The following is a 20,059-nucleotide window of genomic DNA, read 5'->3' as shown; positions in this document are numbered from 1 at the left end:
TGAGTATTACACCCATTTCATCAATGACAACCAAGTTTTTCGGGTCTAATTCTTTTTTTAAACTGGGCAATAACCTAGAACTAAAATTTTTATTGATGCTCCTTTCATAAAAGCGTTCTGCCCTCTGCCTTTCTTTGCAATTTGAAGCAAGTTCCTAAAAAACTCCAAAGATTCTACGCTAGAGATGAGATTTTAAGTTACATAAAAGCAGGGCTGGAGCCGCTTACTACAAGCGAATGATTCTGAAAAAATGAATGTCAATTAACTTATTACTCGTCTTTAGGTAACAAAAATTCCTCAAAAGGCTCCTCTAAAGTCTGTTTGGTGAACTGAGGAAAAACTATGTCATCAAACAATTCTTGAACTTCTTTGCGCTTATTCTTAATTAAATGCTGATAATCCTTTTCAACAGATTTTTTTCGTCTTTGACGACGTTCCTCTTCTGAATACTGCTGACGAATATCTGGTAGCCAAGTAGAGTGTATTGTCATGGCGAGATTCAAAGGTTGTTCGTCTGAATTTGAACTAGCACTCAATCGATAAATTGGTTTATTCTTTAAATCATCGGCATGGAAAATCCAAAACTCATCTGTAGCACGGTCAGATTGACTAGGGTCTGGGTCTAACATTACCGCGCATACAATGAAACCATGAATCGACTCATCTATACCTTTAGGACAGGGAAGAGAACTAGGAATAAATTGCGTTGAACTTACATAAGTTCCAGAGGGGAAGTGATAATAATCAACAATTTCCATTTTCTGTGTATCTAAACGTAGTAGAGTAATTGGTTTATTTTCCTCTGGTAAGGGTAATTGTTCAACCGGAATAACTCTACGTGAGTCTAATTTATAAGCATCATAGATGCGCTGAGGTATCAGTTCCCATGTAAACCCTAAAGACAACCAGTAAATATTTTTAACTTCTTGGGCTGTTTCTTGTAGCGAATCGCGGTTAATATCCCGATGTGTGTATAAAGATAGCGCCCAAGTTGATTTAATATCTTGAACAGTTTTGCTACTTTCTATTTTTCCTGTTTCGCCATCAACCACATATCGTCCGAGAGAACCTAAATCAGTTGAACCAACCATCATTCCCTCTAAATCTTCACGAAATGGCTTACCAGGAACAGATTTATCATAATGCGTAATCCATTCCGTAACATCCCAACCGTTGACATGACCAACGTGAAGTGTAATCAGTTTTTTATTTTCAGGATTACTATAGTCATTTTTATTTTCAGGATGACTATAGTCAGCTGTAAAATGCGAAATCTCTCTAGGTAGCCTCACCTTTTTAACGGTAATTGTTGTCCGATTATCAGGTAAATCTTCTATGGAATACCCTTCATTTCCCTTATCTAAATCTTGCCGATTAACAATATATAAGTTGGCAAATGGAAGAGGCTTAATAGCCCGTAAAAATACGGAATAAATAAAACTACCTAGTGAATGAGTTTTATTAAATTTCCACAATCTTAAAAATCCAAACAGAAAAGGAGTAAATATTTGTGAAAACTCCATTTTAAAAGCGATATCAGCAAGAATAATATATTTCTCGGTTATTGCTAATTGATGAAGAGATTGGTCAACTAGTACTGGCTCACCATCAGGCAGTACCAATCGCCAACGCTCCATAGTAGGCTGTAACCCTTTTTGCTCGTCTGCAAATCTATAACGAATTAAATGAGTAAAACGTCCTAATTCCTGCTTGGGATTGAACTTTATTTGCAACAAGGTGTAGAATAATTTTACTATTCTGCTGAACCAATTACTATCTAATACACAATTGACAATTTTTTTAAATTTGCCATTGTAACCTGTTGAATAATTTGTTGTAAATAGCTCATCTTGCTTACCATTTGAGCTATTTATATCTGTAACATAATGGGCTGAACTAATGTAAGTCTCAAAAATATTAATCGATGTAAGCCTAGAAATAACCGGAAAAATGCCGCACCATTCTTCAGTGGAACCTACTGGTTCTAATAGTTCCATACTGTCTGGGTCAAGTTGGTAAGCGCGACCCGCATCCATTGTTAGTAACAGATGATCTCTAGTCTTTAAAAAAGCTGTATTTAATTGATTCCTAGACCCCAAAACAATACTATAACGACTAGGCCCACCATTGCGAAAAGCTGACAAGTAGGAGAAAAACTTATATTTTTTAACAAAATATGAAAGTATTTTGTTTTTAAAAGGGGTAAATGGTATGGGTTCTATCGCATAATCTCCTAGATAAAACTGCGTAGCAGGATCTGCATAGTAGCAGGGAGTTTTAGCGATTCTGGTTTTGAGTGTTGCTTTGCCATCTTCAAAGCCCAAACGATAGATCATACCATCGCCTGTATATAGTTGAGTTCCATCTTCTTGAGGTTTTTTTTCAGATTGAAACAAAGCCCCAACGATGAAAGCATAGCCATACAAACCTGATGGTAATTCAGCCAATGGTAGCTCGGCTAGGGGAATAATTTCATTGTGCCCATCTTGATTTTCTTGTTTACGAATTTCCAGATGCCAATAGCCCTCATGACGACTGGTTTTGATGACAGATTTCGGAATATGAAAACTCTTGGAAGATTTTCCTGTAGAACTAACATCTTTATTCAGCATTTAAATATATCTCCAAAAATTGTTCAAAATAATAATCCAAATAGCCATGTATGAGATGGAAGCCATTCGTGACAGATGAAGTCCGTATTTTTTTACCAATTCATAATTAATCTGAAGACTGAGTTAATTAAATATATGTATCGAATTTACGTTGTTACTAGGTTTTCTGAGCAAAAATGCATGATGCGTAGATGCGAAGCAAGTGCCTGCCTTTGGCATCGCCTGCTTCAAAATTGTGTTTACTACCCCAGTTTTTGACAAAAGTTAAAGTATAGTTGCTTATTGACAACTCAACTGGCATCTTAGCCTGTAAGTGATAAGTAGTTTTAGTACTTTAAAATCGCATTTGTGTAAATTAGCATACTATAGGTCTATAATCTTATGAAGAAATTCTAAAGAATAGTTACCGAAGTTACCGTACTCCAAAGTAGAACTCGAAGGGTAAGGAACTTCCAATTAAAAAAATATCCAATTGCTTTTGAAGCTCTTGGAGATATTGAAGTTATTGAAGCTCTTATAGAAGCATCTCAGAGAATTTCTGAAAAGTATTAAACATCTCACTTCGTTATATTCGCAATGACGTTGAATAATTAATTCTGTCTGGCTACTTATTAGACTGCACCCAGTTCTCTTAACATTGCTAACTGAGCCTGGGTTAAACCGCTAGCACCTGTAATTTTCATTCCTTCGTATGGTCTTTTGGCTTTCAGTATCCGAAGACAAGTTCCTGATTGCATATCCCAGAGCCTAATCGTTTCATCCTCACTGCCACTAGCAAGGATTGAACCATCTTGAGAGAAAGCGACTGACCATACCCAATTTGAGTGACCACTGAGAGTATTGAGACAACTCCCTTCCTCAACATCCCAAATTTTCACAGTTTGGTCGCATGAAGCGCTAGCAATTTTTTGACCATCTGGACTAAAGCTAACAGCCATTACCCAACTGGTATGTCCTTTCAACGTCTGCAAACACTCGCCTGTAGTAACATCCCAAATTTTGACTGTTTGATCCATACTTGGGCTAGCAAGTAAGCTACCATCAGGACTAAATGCGATCGCTCCTACTCTTCCTAAGTGTCCTTTGAATACTTTGATACATCGGTTTTCTTGCAAATCCCAAAGTCTAATGGTGCAGTCATCGCTGCCACTAGCCAGAATTTTTCCTAGAGGGCTAAAGGCTACCGCCGCTACTCGATCTGTATGTCCATGCAAAGTTAAACGACACTCACTAATGCTGAGATCCCATATTTTAATGGTATGGTCAAAACTGCTACTAGCTAGCAGCTTGCCATCTGGATTAAAGGCCAGTGACCAAACTTCATCTGTATGGCCGATGAAAGTATGACTGCATTCACCACTTTTAAGATTCCAAAGTTTGATAGTGGCATCTTGGCTACCCCCCGCAACTATCTCCAAGTTTGGGTGAAAAGCCACTGCTGGTAAACCTTGAGAGTATGCTTTCAACTCATGCAGACATTCACCACTCTTCATGTCCCAAATTCTTAAAGTATTATCTCTGTGTCCACTGGCTAGCATTTGAGCGCTGGGACTAAAAGTTACATTCTTAACCCAGTTATTATATCCGTGGATGCAAGCAATACACTTGCCGTTACTAACTTGCCACAGCCTAATAGTTTGGTCTTCACTGGCACTAGCAAGAGTTTGGTTATCTGGACTGAAGGCAACACCCCAGATTTGATGGTTGTGGCCCTTGAGAGTATGCAGGCAGGTACGGGTTTCGACATCCCAAATACGAATAGTTTGATCAGCACCACAACTAGCAATCAGCCGATTGTCTGTACTCCAAATAGCATCCCATATCCATCCAGTATGACCTTGAAGAATTCCCAAACATTCATAATTTTGAACGTTCCAAATTTTCACCGTATGATTGCAGTTCCCACTGACTAGCAATGCTCCATTAGGACTAAAGCGAGTTACCCAAGCCCAGTTATTATGATCTGTAATAGTATAAAGACATTCTCCAGTTTCAATGTCCCAAATTTTGATCAGATTGTCAAAGCTGCTGCTTACCAACCGTTTACGATCTGGACTGAAATGAACAGAAATTACACCTGCACTGTGTCCGTGGAGAATTTTTAGACAACAGCCGTCTGACACTTGCCAAATCCTAATGTTTAAGTCGCTACTTGCACTGGCTAGCATTGAACCATCTGGACTGAAATTAATAGAAATCACACTACCCGTATGTTCAGATAAGGTTTGCCAACATTGAGCAGACTGTAGATGCCATACTTTGATTGTTGAATCATCACTGCCACTAGCAAGTATCTGTCCATCTGGGCTAAAAGCGATCGCTCGTACCCAGTTGGTATGTCCTTGCAATGTTAAAAGACGTTGTTGATCTACAACTTGCCATAAATGAATCTCATAATTGGCATTACCACTTGCTAAGGTTTTACCATCAGGGCTAAAGGCAATTGACATCACCCCATTGAAAGATTGAGTGAAAATAGATTTAGAAAAATAGCAGTGGGAAAAATTAACATTTTGTAAATTTATATCTTGTAAATATGCTTGACAAATTGTTAAATGAGAAAAATCATAACTACTGAAATTAGCTTGAATTTTTCTGAGAAGATTAAAAATATTGCCTGCTGCATATCCAGAATGGGTTAAAGCCTCTTGTTTCAATTTTTTGAGAAGTTTCTGCAACTGAAACTGAATTTGGTTGGAACTACCCAGAGCTAATATTAAATTATCAATAACAGGGGCTAGGATGAGACGAATTTGTGCTTGTCTAAGATAATCTTTGCTCTGGGCTTTAATTAGAGCATAATTTCTCAAAAGTTCATGGCTTTGATTGACGATTTCCTGAGAAGCGAAAGCTACTAATTGATCGGTAACATACTCCATCAACACAGGCTGAAGTGTAAAGCGATCGCCTGTACGCTCTAGGGGAATCTTTCGTTGCAGTACTCCCAGAGTTGCAGGCAATGCCGCCTTAGCAGTTGATAACATCAAATCTTCCCGCAATTCTGCTAGTGACACTGGTTCCCGATTGATTGCTAACCAGTACAGCAGTTCACAGCACTCTTTGGGGAGCCTTTGAAAGTGCCAGGATAGGAGTTCTTGCAAGTCGTGAAACACTGGCTTGCCTTCCCTTAAAAATTCGGCAATACTGCCAAAAAATACTTCCAGGATGTGTTTGCTGACCAATTGCAGTGCTAGAGGATTGCCATCATAAAGCCCAATCAACTCCCGCCAGTCTTCTTCACTAGCTGTAAAATCGCCAAGCTCTGCAATAATCTGTTTTCCAGCTTGGATATCTAACCCCTGTAACACCAAAGAGCGCACCGGACGAGTTGGCCCATCCATTAAAATGAGTTCTTGGGGTTTTTCGCGGCTTGTCAGCAGTAAGCAACTTTGATGCGCCACTTCCCCAACCTGTTTAATGAACTGTCCATAGTCTTCATAATCAGCTCGATACCGACCGATGGGATCTCCGGCTTGCAGAAGAGTTTCGGCGTTATCTAGAAGTAGGAGACATCGGTGGGTTTTCAGGTGGTGGAGCAACAAAGAGATGCGATCGCTAATTGTCTCTGGTAGTGTTGTCTGCTGCTGTCTGGAAAGGACTTTAATTAAATCGGCTAGTAAGTCAAACAGGGGAGGAGCATTGAGAAGCGATCGCCAGATGACAAACTCAAACTTTTCCTGGATACCCTTGGCTAACTGAAGTGATAGGTCTGTTTTGCCGATTCCACCCAATCCCAGTTTCAGTGAAAGATGGGTCTTGCCGATCCCCCGCATTCCGACAATCGCCACACATCGAGTGCGATCTCGAATAATCCAGTTTTCTAGAGTTTCTAGTTCCTCTGTTCGCCCAAAGAACACATGCACATCAGGAGCATCTCCCCAGTCTGCGTGGGAATTGGAGGGTTGGTAATTTAGAGTCGATGAGGCGGTTGTGTCCTTTTGTCGCTGTGCGGTTCGCTTCAGTACTCCGTGCAGGTTATTTTTGGTAACTTTTTCTCCTAAAGCTATCGAGAGCGTTTGCCATAATTCAGAGCCAACGTCCTTGATGTAACCAGCATCATATTTAACCTCTCGTGTCATTTCTAGGTAAGTTTTCCCCTCCCATGACTGACGGAAGACAATCTCTTGAGCTTTTGTTAAGCATCCCCGTTCCAATACTTGCTCGACTAGTGCGATCGCCTCTTCAACCGTCATTTATCCACGTAGAAATACTAAATTAACTACGATATTCGCACTAGTAAGCTTTGTTTATTGAAAAAGTTTACGTAAATCTACCAAAAAGACCCGACTTTTTCCGACCTTTTTCCGACCGTCAAACATTATACCTGGCAGTAGAGTATTTGGATAAGCAGTTCTAGCAGCTAGAAATACTCAAATAAGAATCTTTAAATCTTTGAAAAAACCATGCAGCCACTGAACATCAATACTGTCGTTCTTCGGTCTTTGATCTCCTTTGGAATTGTCGTGAGCAACCTATATACAATCAAGGTACTTCCGGCATCTGCTCAGTCTTGGAGCGACGAGCGACTTGAGTGTATTAAAAAGTTTACGGAATATTACTATAGCCGCCAAGGTGGAGACCTTAGCAGAAGTGATGCACTTGCAAAAGCAGAGCAAACCTGTGCTGAAGAAAGTAATAGGAATAACAGACAGCCTAACAACTGGGGCGTTCAACAGCAGCCTACGATTTTTGTTGTTCCTAATCCTGGTGTGCAACAGCGTTCTCCTGAAAAGTTTGCAGAATGTGTGAATCGGCAAATGTATACACAGAAGGAAGTTTGTATCGATCCGTGGGGAAGTATCGATGAAACTTGTTTTTACAGAGGAAGAGGTGGAAAGAAAACTGTTTCAGAACCAACAGGTATAACTCTTGAACAAGCAAGTTCTACTTGCGGTGGCTAAACCCCATCTTGCATTACTCAGGCGAAAGGCAGGGTTTCTTGTCTACTCTGCTTTTAAGATACAAGCTTGGGTGAGGTAAAGCGAAGGGTAACATTCATATTATTTTCCCATAACCCGATTATTTTGGGCGATCGCGTAGCTTACCGTAAGATATCGCATTTTGTTAATTGGGTGCGATCGTACAGATTTAGAGAATGATCCCCACAGTTCGGAACCAACATCTTTTTTGGAGATCAATAAACATGAGTAAGCATTCAAGGAAACATTTATTCTTTCTAACGTCCGTAGCAATCACATTGACGGGATTGGGAGTTGTAGCAAATAAGGCTGAAGCACAAAGTCAATCGACTGTCGGTTGTCCTCATTGCGGGAATACATCGGATCAAACATGCTTTTACGTAGATTCAAGAAATGGTTGGCAGTACTATAATCTCGGCAGACCATATACACGTGTAGCCAGTGTAAGTGGAGGTTGGTCAGTAGATGCCAGAAATTACTCACAAGTTGGGCCTCGCGGACACTTAGAACCTGGACTAGAACCATACAATCAATACAAGTACGATAAAGGCGTACCTTTCGGTGCTTTATTTGTAGACATTCCTACGGATGGATATGGCTATGTGTGGGTGCAGGGAAGTCAGCAATTACCTAAACCGATTACTCGGACTGCTATGCGGATCAATGATGCTGATAATGCGCTTGGAGACAATGCTGGTGTCCTTAGAGTCTGCTTCAGTCGCTAGAATTCGTGTCTAAACATTACATTAGTAGACTCACTTAACTCCACAGAACAAAATTTTATCTAATATCTAGGGATATATCTGACGAAACTTTTACCCCAACGAATTAGATATCTAAATCTTCAAGGCGATCGCATTTTCCATGTCGAGTAAACAATAAACTTTTTGGCAAAGTGAGATACAAGTGCGATCGCAGTTGCCAATATACCTGAATTTGTGCGATTGCCTACGTTCTTGGTGGAGACAATCGCACTTTCTATTACGCAATAACTATAACCATATTCAAAATATATAATGCAACAACATTTCAAAACAATCTTGGTTAGCGTTAGCTGTATAGCTGTCTATCTTTTACCATTCAAGACACTTTTGCTCAACTTGTTTTACCTAGAGCAGAAAATATTTCTCCGTCATCTCAACGCAGGATTAAGTTCTTACGTCGCTTAGATGCAAAATCACCTATTAGTGCTGCCGATCTCAGCCGTGATAGCAAAATCTTTGTAACCAGTAGCAGAAGGAAGTTACAAGTCTGGAACCTAGCCACAGGAAAAACTCAAACTTTTTCACTTTTAGATGATGAATATGCCAAGATTCAATCTATTGCTATCAGTCCAGACTTGCAAACTATTGTTACTGCAAATTCAGGATTAAACATCAATTTAAAAAACACTACTCCAGCAGGCTGTAGCTCAAATAGTGGTAGTGGTAGTGATAGCTTCGGCTTTAGTTGTAACTTAGGCGGTTCCTCTTCACAAACTATTCAAAGTACATCAAAAGCAGCAACTCAAATCTGGAATCTCTCTACAGGGAAACAGTCTGGTATTTTAGAGTATTCAGATTTGAGTTTCTCCATTTTAGTGAGGATGGTGATATCTTGGTTACTAGTAATATCTTAGGTCAAACAAAGTTTTGGGATGTCAAAACAGGAAAAGTAATTCGTCAATTAAATGGTCGCAAAACTGCGAGAATTCAATATAGATCCAGATACTTATCCTGCTTGTGCCTATTGTCCCAAATTCTATGGATCTTCAGGAAAAACCCATTTTGGCGGTTCCGCCATTTTTTTCCGCAGACGTTCTTGTGCCAACTCCAGCATTTTATCTAAGGGAGTGTCTTCAATAAATTTTGCCGTTGCCTCTCTAAACTCGATATTGGGGCATTTATCCCCTAAAACACACCCATTAATACAGGCTACAGCGCAGTTAATTTTTTGCTCCACAGTAAATTCCTCTCTCTAAAAGTTATAAGTTATAAGTTGTGAGTTCTTTTCATCCCTAACTCTTCACCATTAACTTTTTACTATCAGGTATAACCATCTAGCTAAATTTTACCTTGCCACTTGGTATTTCATTAGTCTAAATACCTACCATTTAGAAAGTTATGAGTTATGAGTCATGATTTTTACTCCTCACACTTATAAAGGGCGCTCATGTCGGAACTTTTTGCTACTACTGGAACTATAGCCGCGATCGCGACTGCTGTTGTCCCCCAACAGGGTAGTGTTGGTATTGTGCGGGTGTCCGGTTCTCAAGCAATGACAATTGCCCAAATTCTCTTTCATGCACCAGGGCGACAAGTTTGGGAAAGTCACCGGATTCTCTACGGTTACATTCGCCATCCTCAGACGCAACAAATAGTGGATGAAGCCTTGTTGCTGATTATGAAAGCACCCCGTTCTTACACCCGTGAAGATGTCGTAGAATTCCATTGCCACGGGGGAATTATGGCAGTGCAGCAGATATTACAACTGTGTTTGGAAAATGGAGCTAGACTAGCGCAACCGGGAGAATTTACTCTCCGCGCCTTTTTAAATGGACGATTGGATTTAACTCAAGCCGAAGGTATTGCCGATTTAGTAGGAGCGCGATCGCCCCAAGCGGCTCAAAGTGCTTTGGCTGGTTTACAAGGAAAATTAGCTCATCCGATTCGGCAGTTACGCGCAAACTGTTTGGATATTTTGGCAGAAATTGAAGCTCGAATTGATTTTGAGGAAGACCTTCCGCCGTTGGATGATAAAGCAATCATATCAGAAATCGATAAAATTGCCGCAGAAATAACTAGGTTATTAAAAACCAAAGATCAAGGTGAATTGCTACGCACTGGTCTAAAAGTAGCAATTGTTGGGCGTCCGAATGTGGGTAAGTCGAGTTTATTGAACGCTTGGAGTCGGAGCGATCGCGCCATTGTGACTGATTTACCCGGTACAACCCGCGATGTTGTCGAATCCCAGTTAGTTGTCGGGGGAATTCCCGTACAAGTGCTAGATACTGCGGGTATTCGGGAAACAACAGACCAAGTGGAAAAAATTGGCGTCGAGCGATCGCGTCGTGCCGCCAATGCAGCTGATTTAGTCTTACTTACCATCGATGCTTCCGCAGGTTGGACAGAAGGCGATCAAGAAATTTATGAAAAGGTGCAACACCGTCCGTTGATTATAGTGATTAACAAAATTGATTTATTACAAGAAGAGGATAGAAAAAATATTCAATCTAAAATCCCAGTTGCGCTTCCAGCGCACCAAGGTGGCGACTCAAAATCCAAAATTTTCACAGCAGCAGCCCAAAACCAAGGTATCGATGCTTTAGAAACAGCAATTCTAGAGATAGTTCAATCTGGAAAAGTGCAAGCTGCTGATATGGATTTAGCCATTAATCAAAGGCAGGCAGCAGCCTTAACTCAAGCTAAAATATCTTTGGAACAGGTACAAGCAACTATTACCCAGCAGTTCCCTCTTGATTTTTGGACAATTGACTTACGTGGTGCAATTCAAGCTCTAGGAGAAATTACCGGAGAAGAAGTAACAGAATCAGTTTTAGAAAGAATTTTTAGCAGGTTTTGTATTGGTAAATAAACAAGAAAAATGTTTTTAACCCGCGCAGGCGGGTTTTGTCTGTGTAGCCGCGACTTCTAGTCGCCCGGTGAGTAATAAATTAGACTTTTAAAAAGAAACAAGCGATCGCTACCCTTGTGAAATACCTTCATGCTACACTGTAGTCAATATCAAACCTGATCACAACTCCAGCGAGATAGCTCAAATGAAGTAGTAGCAAACACCCGTTGCGCCAAAGCAACAAATGTCAACAAAGAATAAACGCAACTAGTTTGACAGGGTTACTTCACATAGTCATGCACTAAAAATATTGTCATTACTCCTATATACATTGAACCGTTTGGCAAGTGTCTGCGGCTGAGTTTTTTTGCGTCTAATATACCCGCAATTGTTATGAATATGCAGGTATAAGTTTGCGAATTGAGGTTTGAAAATAATGCAGAAAAAATCAATATTATTAGCTGAGAATTTAGAATATAAACTCAGTGTAGACAACACTTTGTTTCAAGGAATTCATTTGAATATAGAAACAGGCGATCGCATTGCTTTAGTAGGTTGCAATGGAGTAGGAAAATCAACTCTTCTCAAGATACTTGCAAGTCAAATGAACCCATATACAGGTTCGATTTTACGTAATGGTATTGTTTACTATTTGCCACAAATCAGCACTATCAGACAAGAAATTACAACAAATACAGTAGTTGATTTTTTGATTTCCATCTCTGATGAATGGTGGAAGATTGAGGAGATTTTACAAACACGATTTCACACTAAAGTTGACTTATCTTTATCAATCGCAAACTTGAGTGGCGGAGAACTTACTAAACTATTTTTGGCGATCGGTTTGGCTCAAGAACCAAACTTGCTGTTACTTGATGAGCCAACCAATCACATGGATTTGCAAGCATTAGAAAGCTTAAGACAGTTTCTTCAAGATTATACAGGTGCGTTTGTGATTGTCTCACACAAGCCTTTTTTCTTAGACCATGTGACAGATGTTACCTGGGAACTTACATCTGTTGGTTTGAAAGTATATGGAGGAAATTTTTCTCAATATCGAGAACAAAAGGAAATCGAGTTAGAGGTAGCATTGCGATCGCACGAAGCCGCCAGAAAGGAACTCAAACGTACTCAAGCCACAGCTATGCAAGAACAGCAACGCGCAGCCCAATCTAGTCGCAACGGTCGCGCCAAGTTTCTCAATGGTAGTATTGATAGAATGGCAGCAGGACTGATGAAAACTCAAGCTGAGGTGTCTAACGGTACTGCAAAAAAGAAACATGAAGCAGCAGTAGCAAAGGCTAATCAAAAAGTTGCAGAGACGAAAGTCAAAACTACGAAAGTAACAAGTATTCAGCTAGAAGAAAAAAACCACAAGCACCGAAATCTAATCAATATCCAGGGTGCAAATCTTAAAGTATCAGAACGTCTGCTGATTCAAAATATTCAACTGCATGTGTCATCTGGCGATCGCATAGCCATGATCGGCGAAAACGGTTCTGGTAAATCGAGTCTGGTAAAGGCAATTTTGGGAATGGAAAACCAAACAGCGTTTTTAGAATCAGGTGAAGTTTTGCTCACACCAGCGATGAAAGCTGTATATCTCGATCAAACCTACGAATTGGTAAATCGCCAATACACAATTCTGGAAAATATGCAAGCTGCCAATCCTCATCTCAGCTATCAGCTTTTGCGTCAACAGTTGGGACACTTTCTCTTTAAATATGATGACGTTCACAAAAGCGCTTCTGTATTGAGTGGGGGTGAGTTGGCAAGATTAGCGATCGCTATAATAAGTATCTCAGAAATCGATCTGCTGATTCTCGATGAACCAACTAATAACCTAGATATTGAAACAGTTGAACAAATGGTAGTAGGTATCAATGATTACCAAGGAGCGCTTTGGGTAATTTCCCACGATCTAGATTTCCTCAGCCGGATTAATATTACTCAAAGTTTCAAATTGAGGGAACAAACTTTGCACATGACAACTTATTTACCGAGTACACCAGAGCAATATTATCGAGAGTTGCTGGAATCTCATAAATAAAGCGATCGCGCTACTGCTGAGAGGATGTATTAAAAGTATTATTGCTAACACCAAAAGTTGATAAACTTAGTTGGGGAGAGGTTTTTTAGCAAAGTATTGCTTTTGATGGATAATACTGCCAAATTTTGCAAAGCTTTTGTTACTAATTGCTTGATAACTGGGTCATAGTATTTCCCTGACAAATGCTGCGTTTCTATTGCGGTTTGATACTCAAGTGCTGCTTGAGTATAAATTTGCTTCCAAATTAGCGGCTGCTTGAGTATAAAATTCGGTAATCCCAAAAAAGGTAGAAAAGGTTTTACCCAGTGGAGCAAGAGAAGAGAAAATGCTGGCAACCAATAGCTACTTCTACCTTCCCAAAGATTGTCGTATTTCATAGAATTTTATCAAGGATTTTTTCTACTCAACCAATTTAGCCATCAGCAACTCCAAATCTCTAACTCCTCAGCAGAAGCCGTAAAGCATACAGGCAAGTTATAATTCTCTTGCGGATCAACGTAACAAAAATTTATGAGTAACCCATTAGTACAAGCCTTTTTCGTAGGCAGAGCAGTAGCAGAAGTAGTTAACGAGCGTTTAGAGGTCGCCTTGACCGATGCTTTGAGCGATCTGGGCAAATTTGATGCAGAAGCTAGAGAACAGTTGCGCCAGTTTACAGAAGAAGTTCTAGAGCGGGCAAATCGGGCAACAGAAGCAGCTAGTGGTGGTCAATCTACCACAGGTACTGCACAAGCCAGTTCTGATTCCGGTGACTTGCAAGCAGATATTGATGAATTACGAGCAGAAATTGCCCTGTTACGAACAGAATTGCAACATTATCGCAGAACTTCTGCATAAATTTAGTTAGTCATTGGTCATTGGTCATTGGTCAAAAATTATGCACAAATGACAAATGACAAAGGACACTTAAGAAAAAACAGTTTAGGAATCAGAGTGTCTTTTCTTTCAAGGGATTCGGTTGCAAACCAACGGTACACAGAAGTATATGGAACAAGGTTATTCAGATAAGGCATACCGTTGGAATCGGGAAAAATACTCTAGCAGACGGCGTTTTGTGGACATTTGGTCTTTTGTCTTGACCTTATTGTTCAAACTTTGGCTATACAACAAATCTTGGAGTTATCCGGGTGGTGTGACTGAGGCAAAGCAAGCTACAAGACGCAAAACTCAAGCGGTGTGGATTCGTAATACCCTACTGGATTTAGGGCCAACCTTCATTAAAGTAGGGCAATTGTTTTCTACCCGTGCTGATATATTCCCTGGTGAATATGTAGAGGAACTAGCCAAATTACAAGACAAAGTACCGGCATTTAGCTATGAGCAAGTAGAAGCGACCATTGAGAAAGAACTAGGCAAGAAAATTCCTGAACTCTTCCATAATTTTGAACCTATTCCCTTAGCTGCTGCTAGCTTGGGGCAAGTACACAAAGCTGTGCTGCATACAGGGGAATCGGTTGTTGTCAAAGTGCAACGTCCTGGACTAAAGAAGTTATTTGAAATAGATTTACAGATTCTCAAGGGAATTACCCGCTACTTTCAAAACCATCCCAAATGGGGACGGGGGCGAGATTGGTTGGGTATTTACGAAGAATGTTGTCGCATTCTTTGGGAAGAAATTGATTATCTCAACGAAGGTCGTAACGCCGATACTTTTCGCCGGAACTTTCGCGGCTATGATTGGGTGAATGTCCCAAAAGTATACTGGCGTTATGCCACTTCCAGAGTGCTGACTTTAGAATATCTCCCTGGAATTAAAATTAGCCAATACGAAGCCTTAGAAGCAGCAGGTTTGGATCGAAAAGCGATCGCTCGTCAAGGCGCTCAAGCCTACTTACTACAATTACTCAATAGTGGCTTTTTCCACGCCGATCCTCACCCAGGCAATATTGCCGTCAGTGCAAATGGTGCTTTGATATTCTACGATTTCGGGATGATGGGGCGGATTAAGTCCAACATCCGCGAAGGATTGATGCAAACACTATTTGGTATTGCCCAAAAAGATGGCGAGCGCGTTGTTCAATCTCTGATCGATTTAGGTGCGATCGCCCCAACCGATGATATGGGCCCAGTACGGCGTTCTGTGCAGTACATGCTCGATCATTTCATGGATAAGCCCTTTGAAAACCAATCAGTCGCGGCAATCAGTGACGACCTTTACGAAATAGCTTATAATCAGCCATTTAGATTTCCAGCAACTTTCACTTTTGTGATGCGAGCCTTTTCTACCCTAGAAGGGGTAGGTAAAGGCTTAGATCCCGAATTTAACTTTATGGAAGTTGCCAAACCGTATGCAATGCAACTTATGACTGATATGAATGGTTCTGAGGGGAATAGCTTTCTTAACGAATTAAGTCGTCAAGCAGCTCAGGTAAGTAGTACTGCGTTTGGTCTGCCACGTAGATTAGAGGATACACTAGAAAAACTAGAGCAGGGAGACATGCGCCTGCGCGTTCGGTCTATAGAAACTGAACGCCTGCTACGGCGACAGAGCAGTATTCAGCTCTCAATCAGCTATTCTCTATTAATCAGTGGTTTCACACTTTCAGCTACTATCTTAGTGGTTAAGGATTATGTGTGGTTGGCACTGTTGCCTGGTTTAATTGCAGCAGGGCTTTCAGTGATCTTGATCAGACTACTTTTACGCCTTGACCGTTACGATCGTATGTATTAATTGTTGCAAAAAATTTATGAAACTTAATTTCACGGGTTTTAGCGATCCGGGACTTATTCGTTCTAATAATCAGGATGCTTACTATGTTGACCCAGAAGGGCGGTTTTTTATTGTAGCCGATGGTATGGGTGGTCATGCCGGAGGTGAAGAGGCAAGTCGAATTGCCACAGGAGAAATTCAAGCGTATTTGGTCGCAAATTGGGAATCTTCAAAATCTTCCCAAGAATTGCTAGAGCAAGCTTTGTGGGATGCTAATGAAGCGATTTTGCACGATCAGCAAAATCATCCCGAACGCGCCGACATGGGTACAACGGTTGTAGCAGTAATTTTTCGCGCCCCAGAGTCCCCCTGGTGCGCTCATGTTGGCGATTCCCGGCTGTATCGCTTCCGCGAATCTCACTTAGAACAGGTAACAGAAGACCACACTTGGGTAGCACGGGCAATCAAAATCGGTGACATCACTTCAGATGAAGCGCGATCGCATCCTTTTCGTCATGTGTTATCGCGCTGTTTGGGGCGTGAAGACTTGCATCAGATTGATGTGCAACCACTAGATGTAAAAGTTGGCGATCGCTTGCTGTTATGTAGTGATGGTCTGACAGAAGAACTTGTCGAACAGAAGATTGCTAGCTGCCTCCAAGAGACTCCTTGGCTTGATAAAGCCGCCATCTCTCTAGTCGAGGCTGCCAAAGAGCAGGGAGGGCACGATAACATCACAGTTGTCATCGTCTCACTCGAAGAAAACAGTCATTAATTATTGCTTATTGTCCAAGGACAAAGGACTAATCTGGTAAATATACTCAGTAATTTGTTCAGCGTGAGCATTTTTCCTTTTTACAATTTGATACAAATATTTTTAGCCTCAAAAATCACCTAATGAGGCTAAATTTGTATAAATTTGGAAATTGACATCTTGCACGTAATAAGGTAGAGCGATTATAATTCACGCTTATTACCATTCATTCTCGAACCTCTTTAAAATCCCTGTCCTTCGAAGCTTCTTCCATATTGGAGGGAGACAGCATCTTAGTTTTTTGTTTCAGAAAAACTATAGATGGTTAAGGATAGCACTTAATCTTCTCTTGAAAAGAGAATTGTGCAAAGCAGGAAGGAGCTAGGGAGGTAGTTATACTTATCTGAAGCCAAACAAAGCCTATTTTCCGGAATATGGTTCGGCTAACTTGGGTGGTATATCAGTAGGATTAGGTGCAAGATATCAGAGCAGAAAAAGTCCACACTTAGGATGTGGGCAACCCTGTCAAACAATTGTTATCTTTCGTAATACGGAGGAACAAATGTTGGACAGATATAAGTCCAAATATTATCCCATTTGGACTTCTGTAAGCGATATCACCTTTACACGTTGTTTTTTCGGAGTTAATTATGAATCAACCAATGAAACTATCCTTGGAACAGCAATTCAGCATCTGCTCATTTTCTACTCAGGTGCAAAATATGAGCCACGAGCAAGCTAAAGACTTTTTAGTAAAACTCTATGAGCAAATGGTCGTTCGCGAGGCAACTTACCAAGAACTTCTTAAGCACCAGTGGGGCTTAGATTCAGGTTCCACTATGGCATAGAATCGTTCTGATGTCGCAGTGGGCGACCTCCTTCTCTTGCTTGGTTCCAAGGAGGAAAAGAGCTGGGGATGCCGGGGCGTCAACTTCGATTAATTCCACAAGAGCGCCACAAAAGTTCAATTCCCAAAATTAACTCAGAATGAGTAAACATGGTCTACGGCATACTTGCTGGAGTCTAGACTTAACTTTAGCTTTGTAGACTAAATTTGTTGTTTGCTTTAGCCAAACTTCTTTTTGCTTCGTCTAGTCTGATAATTATACCTGCGTAAATTTACAATCTACTGGAAGTATGTATACAAGAACATCCAGAGAGAATTTAGATCGCACTGCTTTAGCAGCTAGCAAATTTCACTCTTTATACATATAACTAGAAGTTACATCTTTATATATATTTTGTTTATAAAAGTTTACATTCCTTGAGTAACCATCGAAATTATTCCTAGCTGGAAAGATCGTATGGAGAATCTGTATCAATACTTTCCAGTTTTGTTATGATTTGAGGCTTAATTTTTTCGTACTCGGTTTTGAGTAAGCTTTTACTGAATTGCGGGTCGGCAGAGGACATCAAGGTATTGCTGATTGCGACCCACTCTTGTAGTCGTTGACGCTGGGCAGAAGCGACGCTAGAAAGTAAGATATGGCTACAGTGAGTTGGTGTCTCTCGTGCAAAGAATAACAGGCGGTAGTAACCTGTGTGCTGTAGCAATCGGGCAATTTCTTGACCAAGACTGGTTTTGAGATCAAGATAATAAGGCAACCATTTAGCGCCATGCTTGCGGTTGTGGATGACAGTAATCCATAGCAGCATGGGATGAGGGATAGAGATGAAAAGAAATTGGTTATAGCGGGTACAGAGTAGGCGTTTTTGAATTTCTTCTTGCGGTAGCATTACCCACAGAGCGGGTAAAACCTCCCCATTGGTCTGAATGGGCTGGGGAAATACAATATCGGCAATTGGTTTATTTTTGGGCCAAGAAATAGCACGAGCGATTTCATCGTTTGACCAGGATACCCGCAAATCGGCTTTTGTCTTTTGTTCAAGCTCAGGACTAACTGTACTAGTAGGAACTAGGGCTTGGCTGTCTTGTTTAACTTTGCGTGTATGCTCAGGCTTTTCTAGAGATGCTAGAACTTTAAGAATTTCTGTAATACTTTGAGGGCGATCGCGTGCTACTTTAGCTAGACAACTCATTACCAAATTGTCGATTTCTTTTGGTAGTTCTAATCCAGGCGCAACCTCAGCAAAAGAACGTGGTTTTTGATAGTGATGTGTTTTATACCATGCTCCAAAAGAGTGAGTTGGTGCTACCAGTGGCATTTTGCCTGTGAGCATCTCAAACATCATGACGCCCAAACTATAAATATCAGCACGGTTGTCTAATTCCTTCCCCTCCATCTGTTCAGGAGAAGAATAAGCCAATGTCCCTAAATAAAATTTTGTATGGTCGCCATCTGATTGTAATAACTTAGCAATACCAAAATCTAGAACCTTGACCAATTCTCCAAAACTGGGGTCTTGAATCACCAGCATATTGCTTGGCTTGACATCGCGATGGATGATTGGGCAAATAGTACCATCAACCGGGATGCCATCATGGGCACACTGTAAACCCAGACTGAGTTGACGCGCCATACTGAGGAATCTTGGTAAAGGCAATCGTTGCTTGCGAATAATATTGTTCAGGTTTTGTCCTTGTAAGTACTCCATGACGTAGAACGGGATGTTATTGTCATCTACGCCATAGTCCATAACTCGGACAATGTGGATGCTTTTTTGGCCTAGTAAAGCACAGGTTTTTGCTTCTCGCTCAAAGCGGTCTTGCAATCGCATCTTTTCATTTTGGATTGATAGAGCGAGAAACTTAACTGCAACAGGTACACCTCCCAACAAAGTATCTTTAGCACGATAAACCCGACCCATTGCTCCAGTACCGATTAACTCTTGGAGTTGGTAGCGTTTGCTGAGTAAGCGACCAATGTTGGGGTCTGACATAGAAAATTCGACTCTAAAAGCAGGTTGTAAGTATTTGGGAAGAAAAGTGCATTCAAACTGATATTTGACTTATTGCGTCCAGAAATGACTTTCTACGCTTGTACTAGAAGGCAGAAATGGAAGTCAAAAGGCAAAAAGCTTATAGACTAGGCTTTTGTGCGATTTCCAATCGTTGGTTTATTTACACGGTGCTGTACTAGGTTTTTTCCCTCCTCTCTTAGAAGATTGAAACCATGAGTCTGACAGTTTGCAACCGAGACGGTTATTACAACTGGTGCAACATGACAAATCAAACAAGCAGAAGGAGTAGATTTATAATGACGCTTTGTACCATTATTTTGCATTTTAATTGGGATGTAGTTTTATTTTGCCCAATTTTGACTAAATAGATAACTGTAGGATTTGCCAAAAACCTTAATTAGGTAATATTACACTCACTACAAAGTTATGAGAACTGAGTAATGAGTATGAAGGGAGTTTTGAATTGCTCTATGTACGGCATGATCTGCCCAACTCTTAAAGACGCTCTTTCACGTTGCAAGAAGACCGCACTGGCTTGGGTACAGAGACAAAATCTGCCTTTACAGGTTAACAAACTCTTGAATTTGCATTATTCCACAGAGGTAGACTTTTTGTATGGTATCCACTTCTACAAAATTGGCAGTTTTAAAACATCTTATT

At 40.6% G+C, this 20,059-nt stretch carries 14 protein-coding genes; 9 read left to right on the top strand and 5 right to left on the bottom strand.

Going from position 1 to position 20,059, the window contains the following annotated elements:
- Nucleotides 1-269 precede the first annotated feature (269 nt).
- Together RMX98_RS01765 and RMX98_RS01760 are read right to left on the bottom strand one after the other, a co-directional pair.
- Complete coding sequence (locus tag RMX98_RS01765) at nucleotides 270-2,612, bottom strand: carotenoid oxygenase family protein (RefSeq protein WP_322680598.1); 2,343 nt, start codon at nucleotides 2,610-2,612, stop codon at nucleotides 270-272.
- Nucleotides 2,613-3,223: 611 nt separating this feature from the next.
- Nucleotides 3,224-6,805: a hypothetical protein gene (locus RMX98_RS01760; protein WP_322680599.1), complete on the bottom strand. Its 3,582-nt coding sequence runs from the start codon at nucleotides 6,803-6,805 to the stop codon at nucleotides 3,224-3,226.
- Nucleotides 6,806-7,075: 270 nt separating this feature from the next.
- Here RMX98_RS01760 and RMX98_RS01755 point away from each other — a divergent pair, with 270 nt between their 5' ends.
- The 3 genes from RMX98_RS01755 to RMX98_RS01745 all read left to right on the top strand — a co-directional run bounded on the left by RMX98_RS01755 (nucleotide 7,076) and on the right by RMX98_RS01745 (nucleotide 9,149).
- The gene (locus RMX98_RS01755; protein WP_322680600.1) at nucleotides 7,076-7,513 is read left to right on the top strand and encodes a hypothetical protein; all 438 of its coding nucleotides are present in this window, start codon (nucleotides 7,076-7,078) and stop codon (nucleotides 7,511-7,513) included.
- A 242-nt stretch (nucleotides 7,514-7,755) separates the two neighbouring features.
- A complete protein-coding gene (locus RMX98_RS01750) occupies nucleotides 7,756-8,256 on the top strand; it encodes a hypothetical protein (RefSeq protein WP_322680601.1) in 501 nt (166 codons plus the stop codon).
- 614 nt (nucleotides 8,257-8,870) lie between these two features.
- Entirely contained in the window at nucleotides 8,871-9,149 is a 279-nt protein-coding gene (locus RMX98_RS01745) for a hypothetical protein (protein WP_322680602.1), read from the top strand.
- A gap of 122 nt (nucleotides 9,150-9,271) precedes the next feature.
- Here the strand turns inward: RMX98_RS01745 and RMX98_RS01740 are convergent, their stop codons facing one another.
- Nucleotides 9,272-9,472: a hypothetical protein gene (locus RMX98_RS01740; protein ID WP_322680603.1), complete on the bottom strand. Its 201-nt coding sequence runs from the start codon at nucleotides 9,470-9,472 to the stop codon at nucleotides 9,272-9,274.
- A gap of 210 nt (nucleotides 9,473-9,682) precedes the next feature.
- On the opposite strand from RMX98_RS01740, the gene mnmE reads away from it, so the two are divergent.
- Both mnmE and abc-f read left to right on the top strand, forming a co-directional pair.
- Complete coding sequence (gene mnmE / locus RMX98_RS01735; RefSeq protein ID WP_322680604.1) at nucleotides 9,683-11,104, top strand: tRNA uridine-5-carboxymethylaminomethyl(34) synthesis GTPase MnmE; 1,422 nt, start codon at nucleotides 9,683-9,685, stop codon at nucleotides 11,102-11,104.
- Nucleotides 11,105-11,519: 415 nt separating this feature from the next.
- Nucleotides 11,520-13,133, top strand: coding sequence for a ribosomal protection-like ABC-F family protein (gene abc-f, locus RMX98_RS01730; RefSeq protein ID WP_322680605.1), 1,614 nt, complete (start codon nucleotides 11,520-11,522; stop codon nucleotides 13,131-13,133).
- Between the two features lie 44 nt (nucleotides 13,134-13,177).
- On the opposite strand, the gene RMX98_RS01725 is transcribed toward abc-f, so the two are convergent.
- Entirely contained in the window at nucleotides 13,178-13,510 is a 333-nt protein-coding gene (locus tag RMX98_RS01725; RefSeq protein ID WP_322680606.1) for a hypothetical protein, read from the bottom strand.
- 133 nt (nucleotides 13,511-13,643) lie between these two features.
- Between RMX98_RS01725 and RMX98_RS01720 the strand changes: the two genes are divergently transcribed.
- From RMX98_RS01720 to RMX98_RS01705, 4 genes are all read left to right on the top strand, one after another.
- The gene (locus RMX98_RS01720) at nucleotides 13,644-13,970 is read left to right on the top strand and encodes a DUF6825 family protein (RefSeq protein ID WP_322680607.1); all 327 of its coding nucleotides are present in this window, start codon (nucleotides 13,644-13,646) and stop codon (nucleotides 13,968-13,970) included.
- A gap of 148 nt (nucleotides 13,971-14,118) precedes the next feature.
- Nucleotides 14,119-15,804 (top strand): AarF/ABC1/UbiB kinase family protein, encoded by a 1,686-nt coding sequence (locus RMX98_RS01715; RefSeq protein ID WP_322680608.1) that lies wholly within the window; start codon nucleotides 14,119-14,121, stop codon nucleotides 15,802-15,804.
- 16 nt (nucleotides 15,805-15,820) lie between these two features.
- A complete protein-coding gene (locus RMX98_RS01710; RefSeq protein WP_322680609.1) occupies nucleotides 15,821-16,558 on the top strand; it encodes a Stp1/IreP family PP2C-type Ser/Thr phosphatase in 738 nt (245 codons plus the stop codon).
- Nucleotides 16,559-17,187: 629 nt separating this feature from the next.
- A complete protein-coding gene (locus RMX98_RS01705) occupies nucleotides 17,188-17,385 on the top strand; it encodes an NblA/ycf18 family protein (RefSeq protein ID WP_094348015.1) in 198 nt (65 codons plus the stop codon).
- 439 nt (nucleotides 17,386-17,824) lie between these two features.
- Here the strand turns inward: RMX98_RS01705 and RMX98_RS01700 are convergent, their stop codons facing one another.
- Nucleotides 17,825-19,378 (bottom strand): serine/threonine-protein kinase, encoded by a 1,554-nt coding sequence (locus tag RMX98_RS01700; RefSeq protein ID WP_322680610.1) that lies wholly within the window; start codon nucleotides 19,376-19,378, stop codon nucleotides 17,825-17,827.
- Between the last annotated feature and the right edge of the window lie 681 nt (nucleotides 19,379-20,059).

Origin of the sequence: Nostoc sp. DedQUE02, from assembly GCF_034531035.1 — a bacterium.
Classification (GTDB): Bacteria; Cyanobacteriota; Cyanobacteriia; order Cyanobacteriales; family Nostocaceae; genus Nostoc.
The sequence above is the reverse complement of the archived record's forward strand: the minus strand, read 5'-3'. Positions and strand labels throughout refer to the sequence as shown.

Excerpts from the sequence above, each read along its gene's own strand:
- RMX98_RS01765 (WP_322680598.1), bottom strand. The coding sequence starts at position 2,612 with ATGCTGAATAAAGATGTTAGTTCTACAGGAAAATCTTCCAAGAGTTTT.
- RMX98_RS01760 (WP_322680599.1), bottom strand. The coding sequence starts at position 6,805 with ATGACGGTTGAAGAGGCGATCGCACTAGTCGAGCAAGTATTGGAACGG.
- RMX98_RS01750 (WP_322680601.1), top strand. The coding sequence starts at position 7,756 with ATGAGTAAGCATTCAAGGAAACATTTATTCTTTCTAACGTCCGTAGCA.
- mnmE (WP_322680604.1), top strand. The coding sequence starts at position 9,683 with ATGTCGGAACTTTTTGCTACTACTGGAACTATAGCCGCGATCGCGACT.
- abc-f (WP_322680605.1), top strand. The coding sequence starts at position 11,520 with ATGCAGAAAAAATCAATATTATTAGCTGAGAATTTAGAATATAAACTC.
- RMX98_RS01725 (WP_322680606.1), bottom strand. The coding sequence starts at position 13,510 with ATGAAATACGACAATCTTTGGGAAGGTAGAAGTAGCTATTGGTTGCCA.
- RMX98_RS01720 (WP_322680607.1), top strand. The coding sequence starts at position 13,644 with ATGAGTAACCCATTAGTACAAGCCTTTTTCGTAGGCAGAGCAGTAGCA.
- RMX98_RS01715 (WP_322680608.1), top strand. The coding sequence starts at position 14,119 with ATGGAACAAGGTTATTCAGATAAGGCATACCGTTGGAATCGGGAAAAA.
- RMX98_RS01710 (WP_322680609.1), top strand. The coding sequence starts at position 15,821 with ATGAAACTTAATTTCACGGGTTTTAGCGATCCGGGACTTATTCGTTCT.
- RMX98_RS01705 (WP_094348015.1), top strand. The coding sequence starts at position 17,188 with ATGAATCAACCAATGAAACTATCCTTGGAACAGCAATTCAGCATCTGC.
- RMX98_RS01700 (WP_322680610.1), bottom strand. The coding sequence starts at position 19,378 with ATGTCAGACCCCAACATTGGTCGCTTACTCAGCAAACGCTACCAACTC.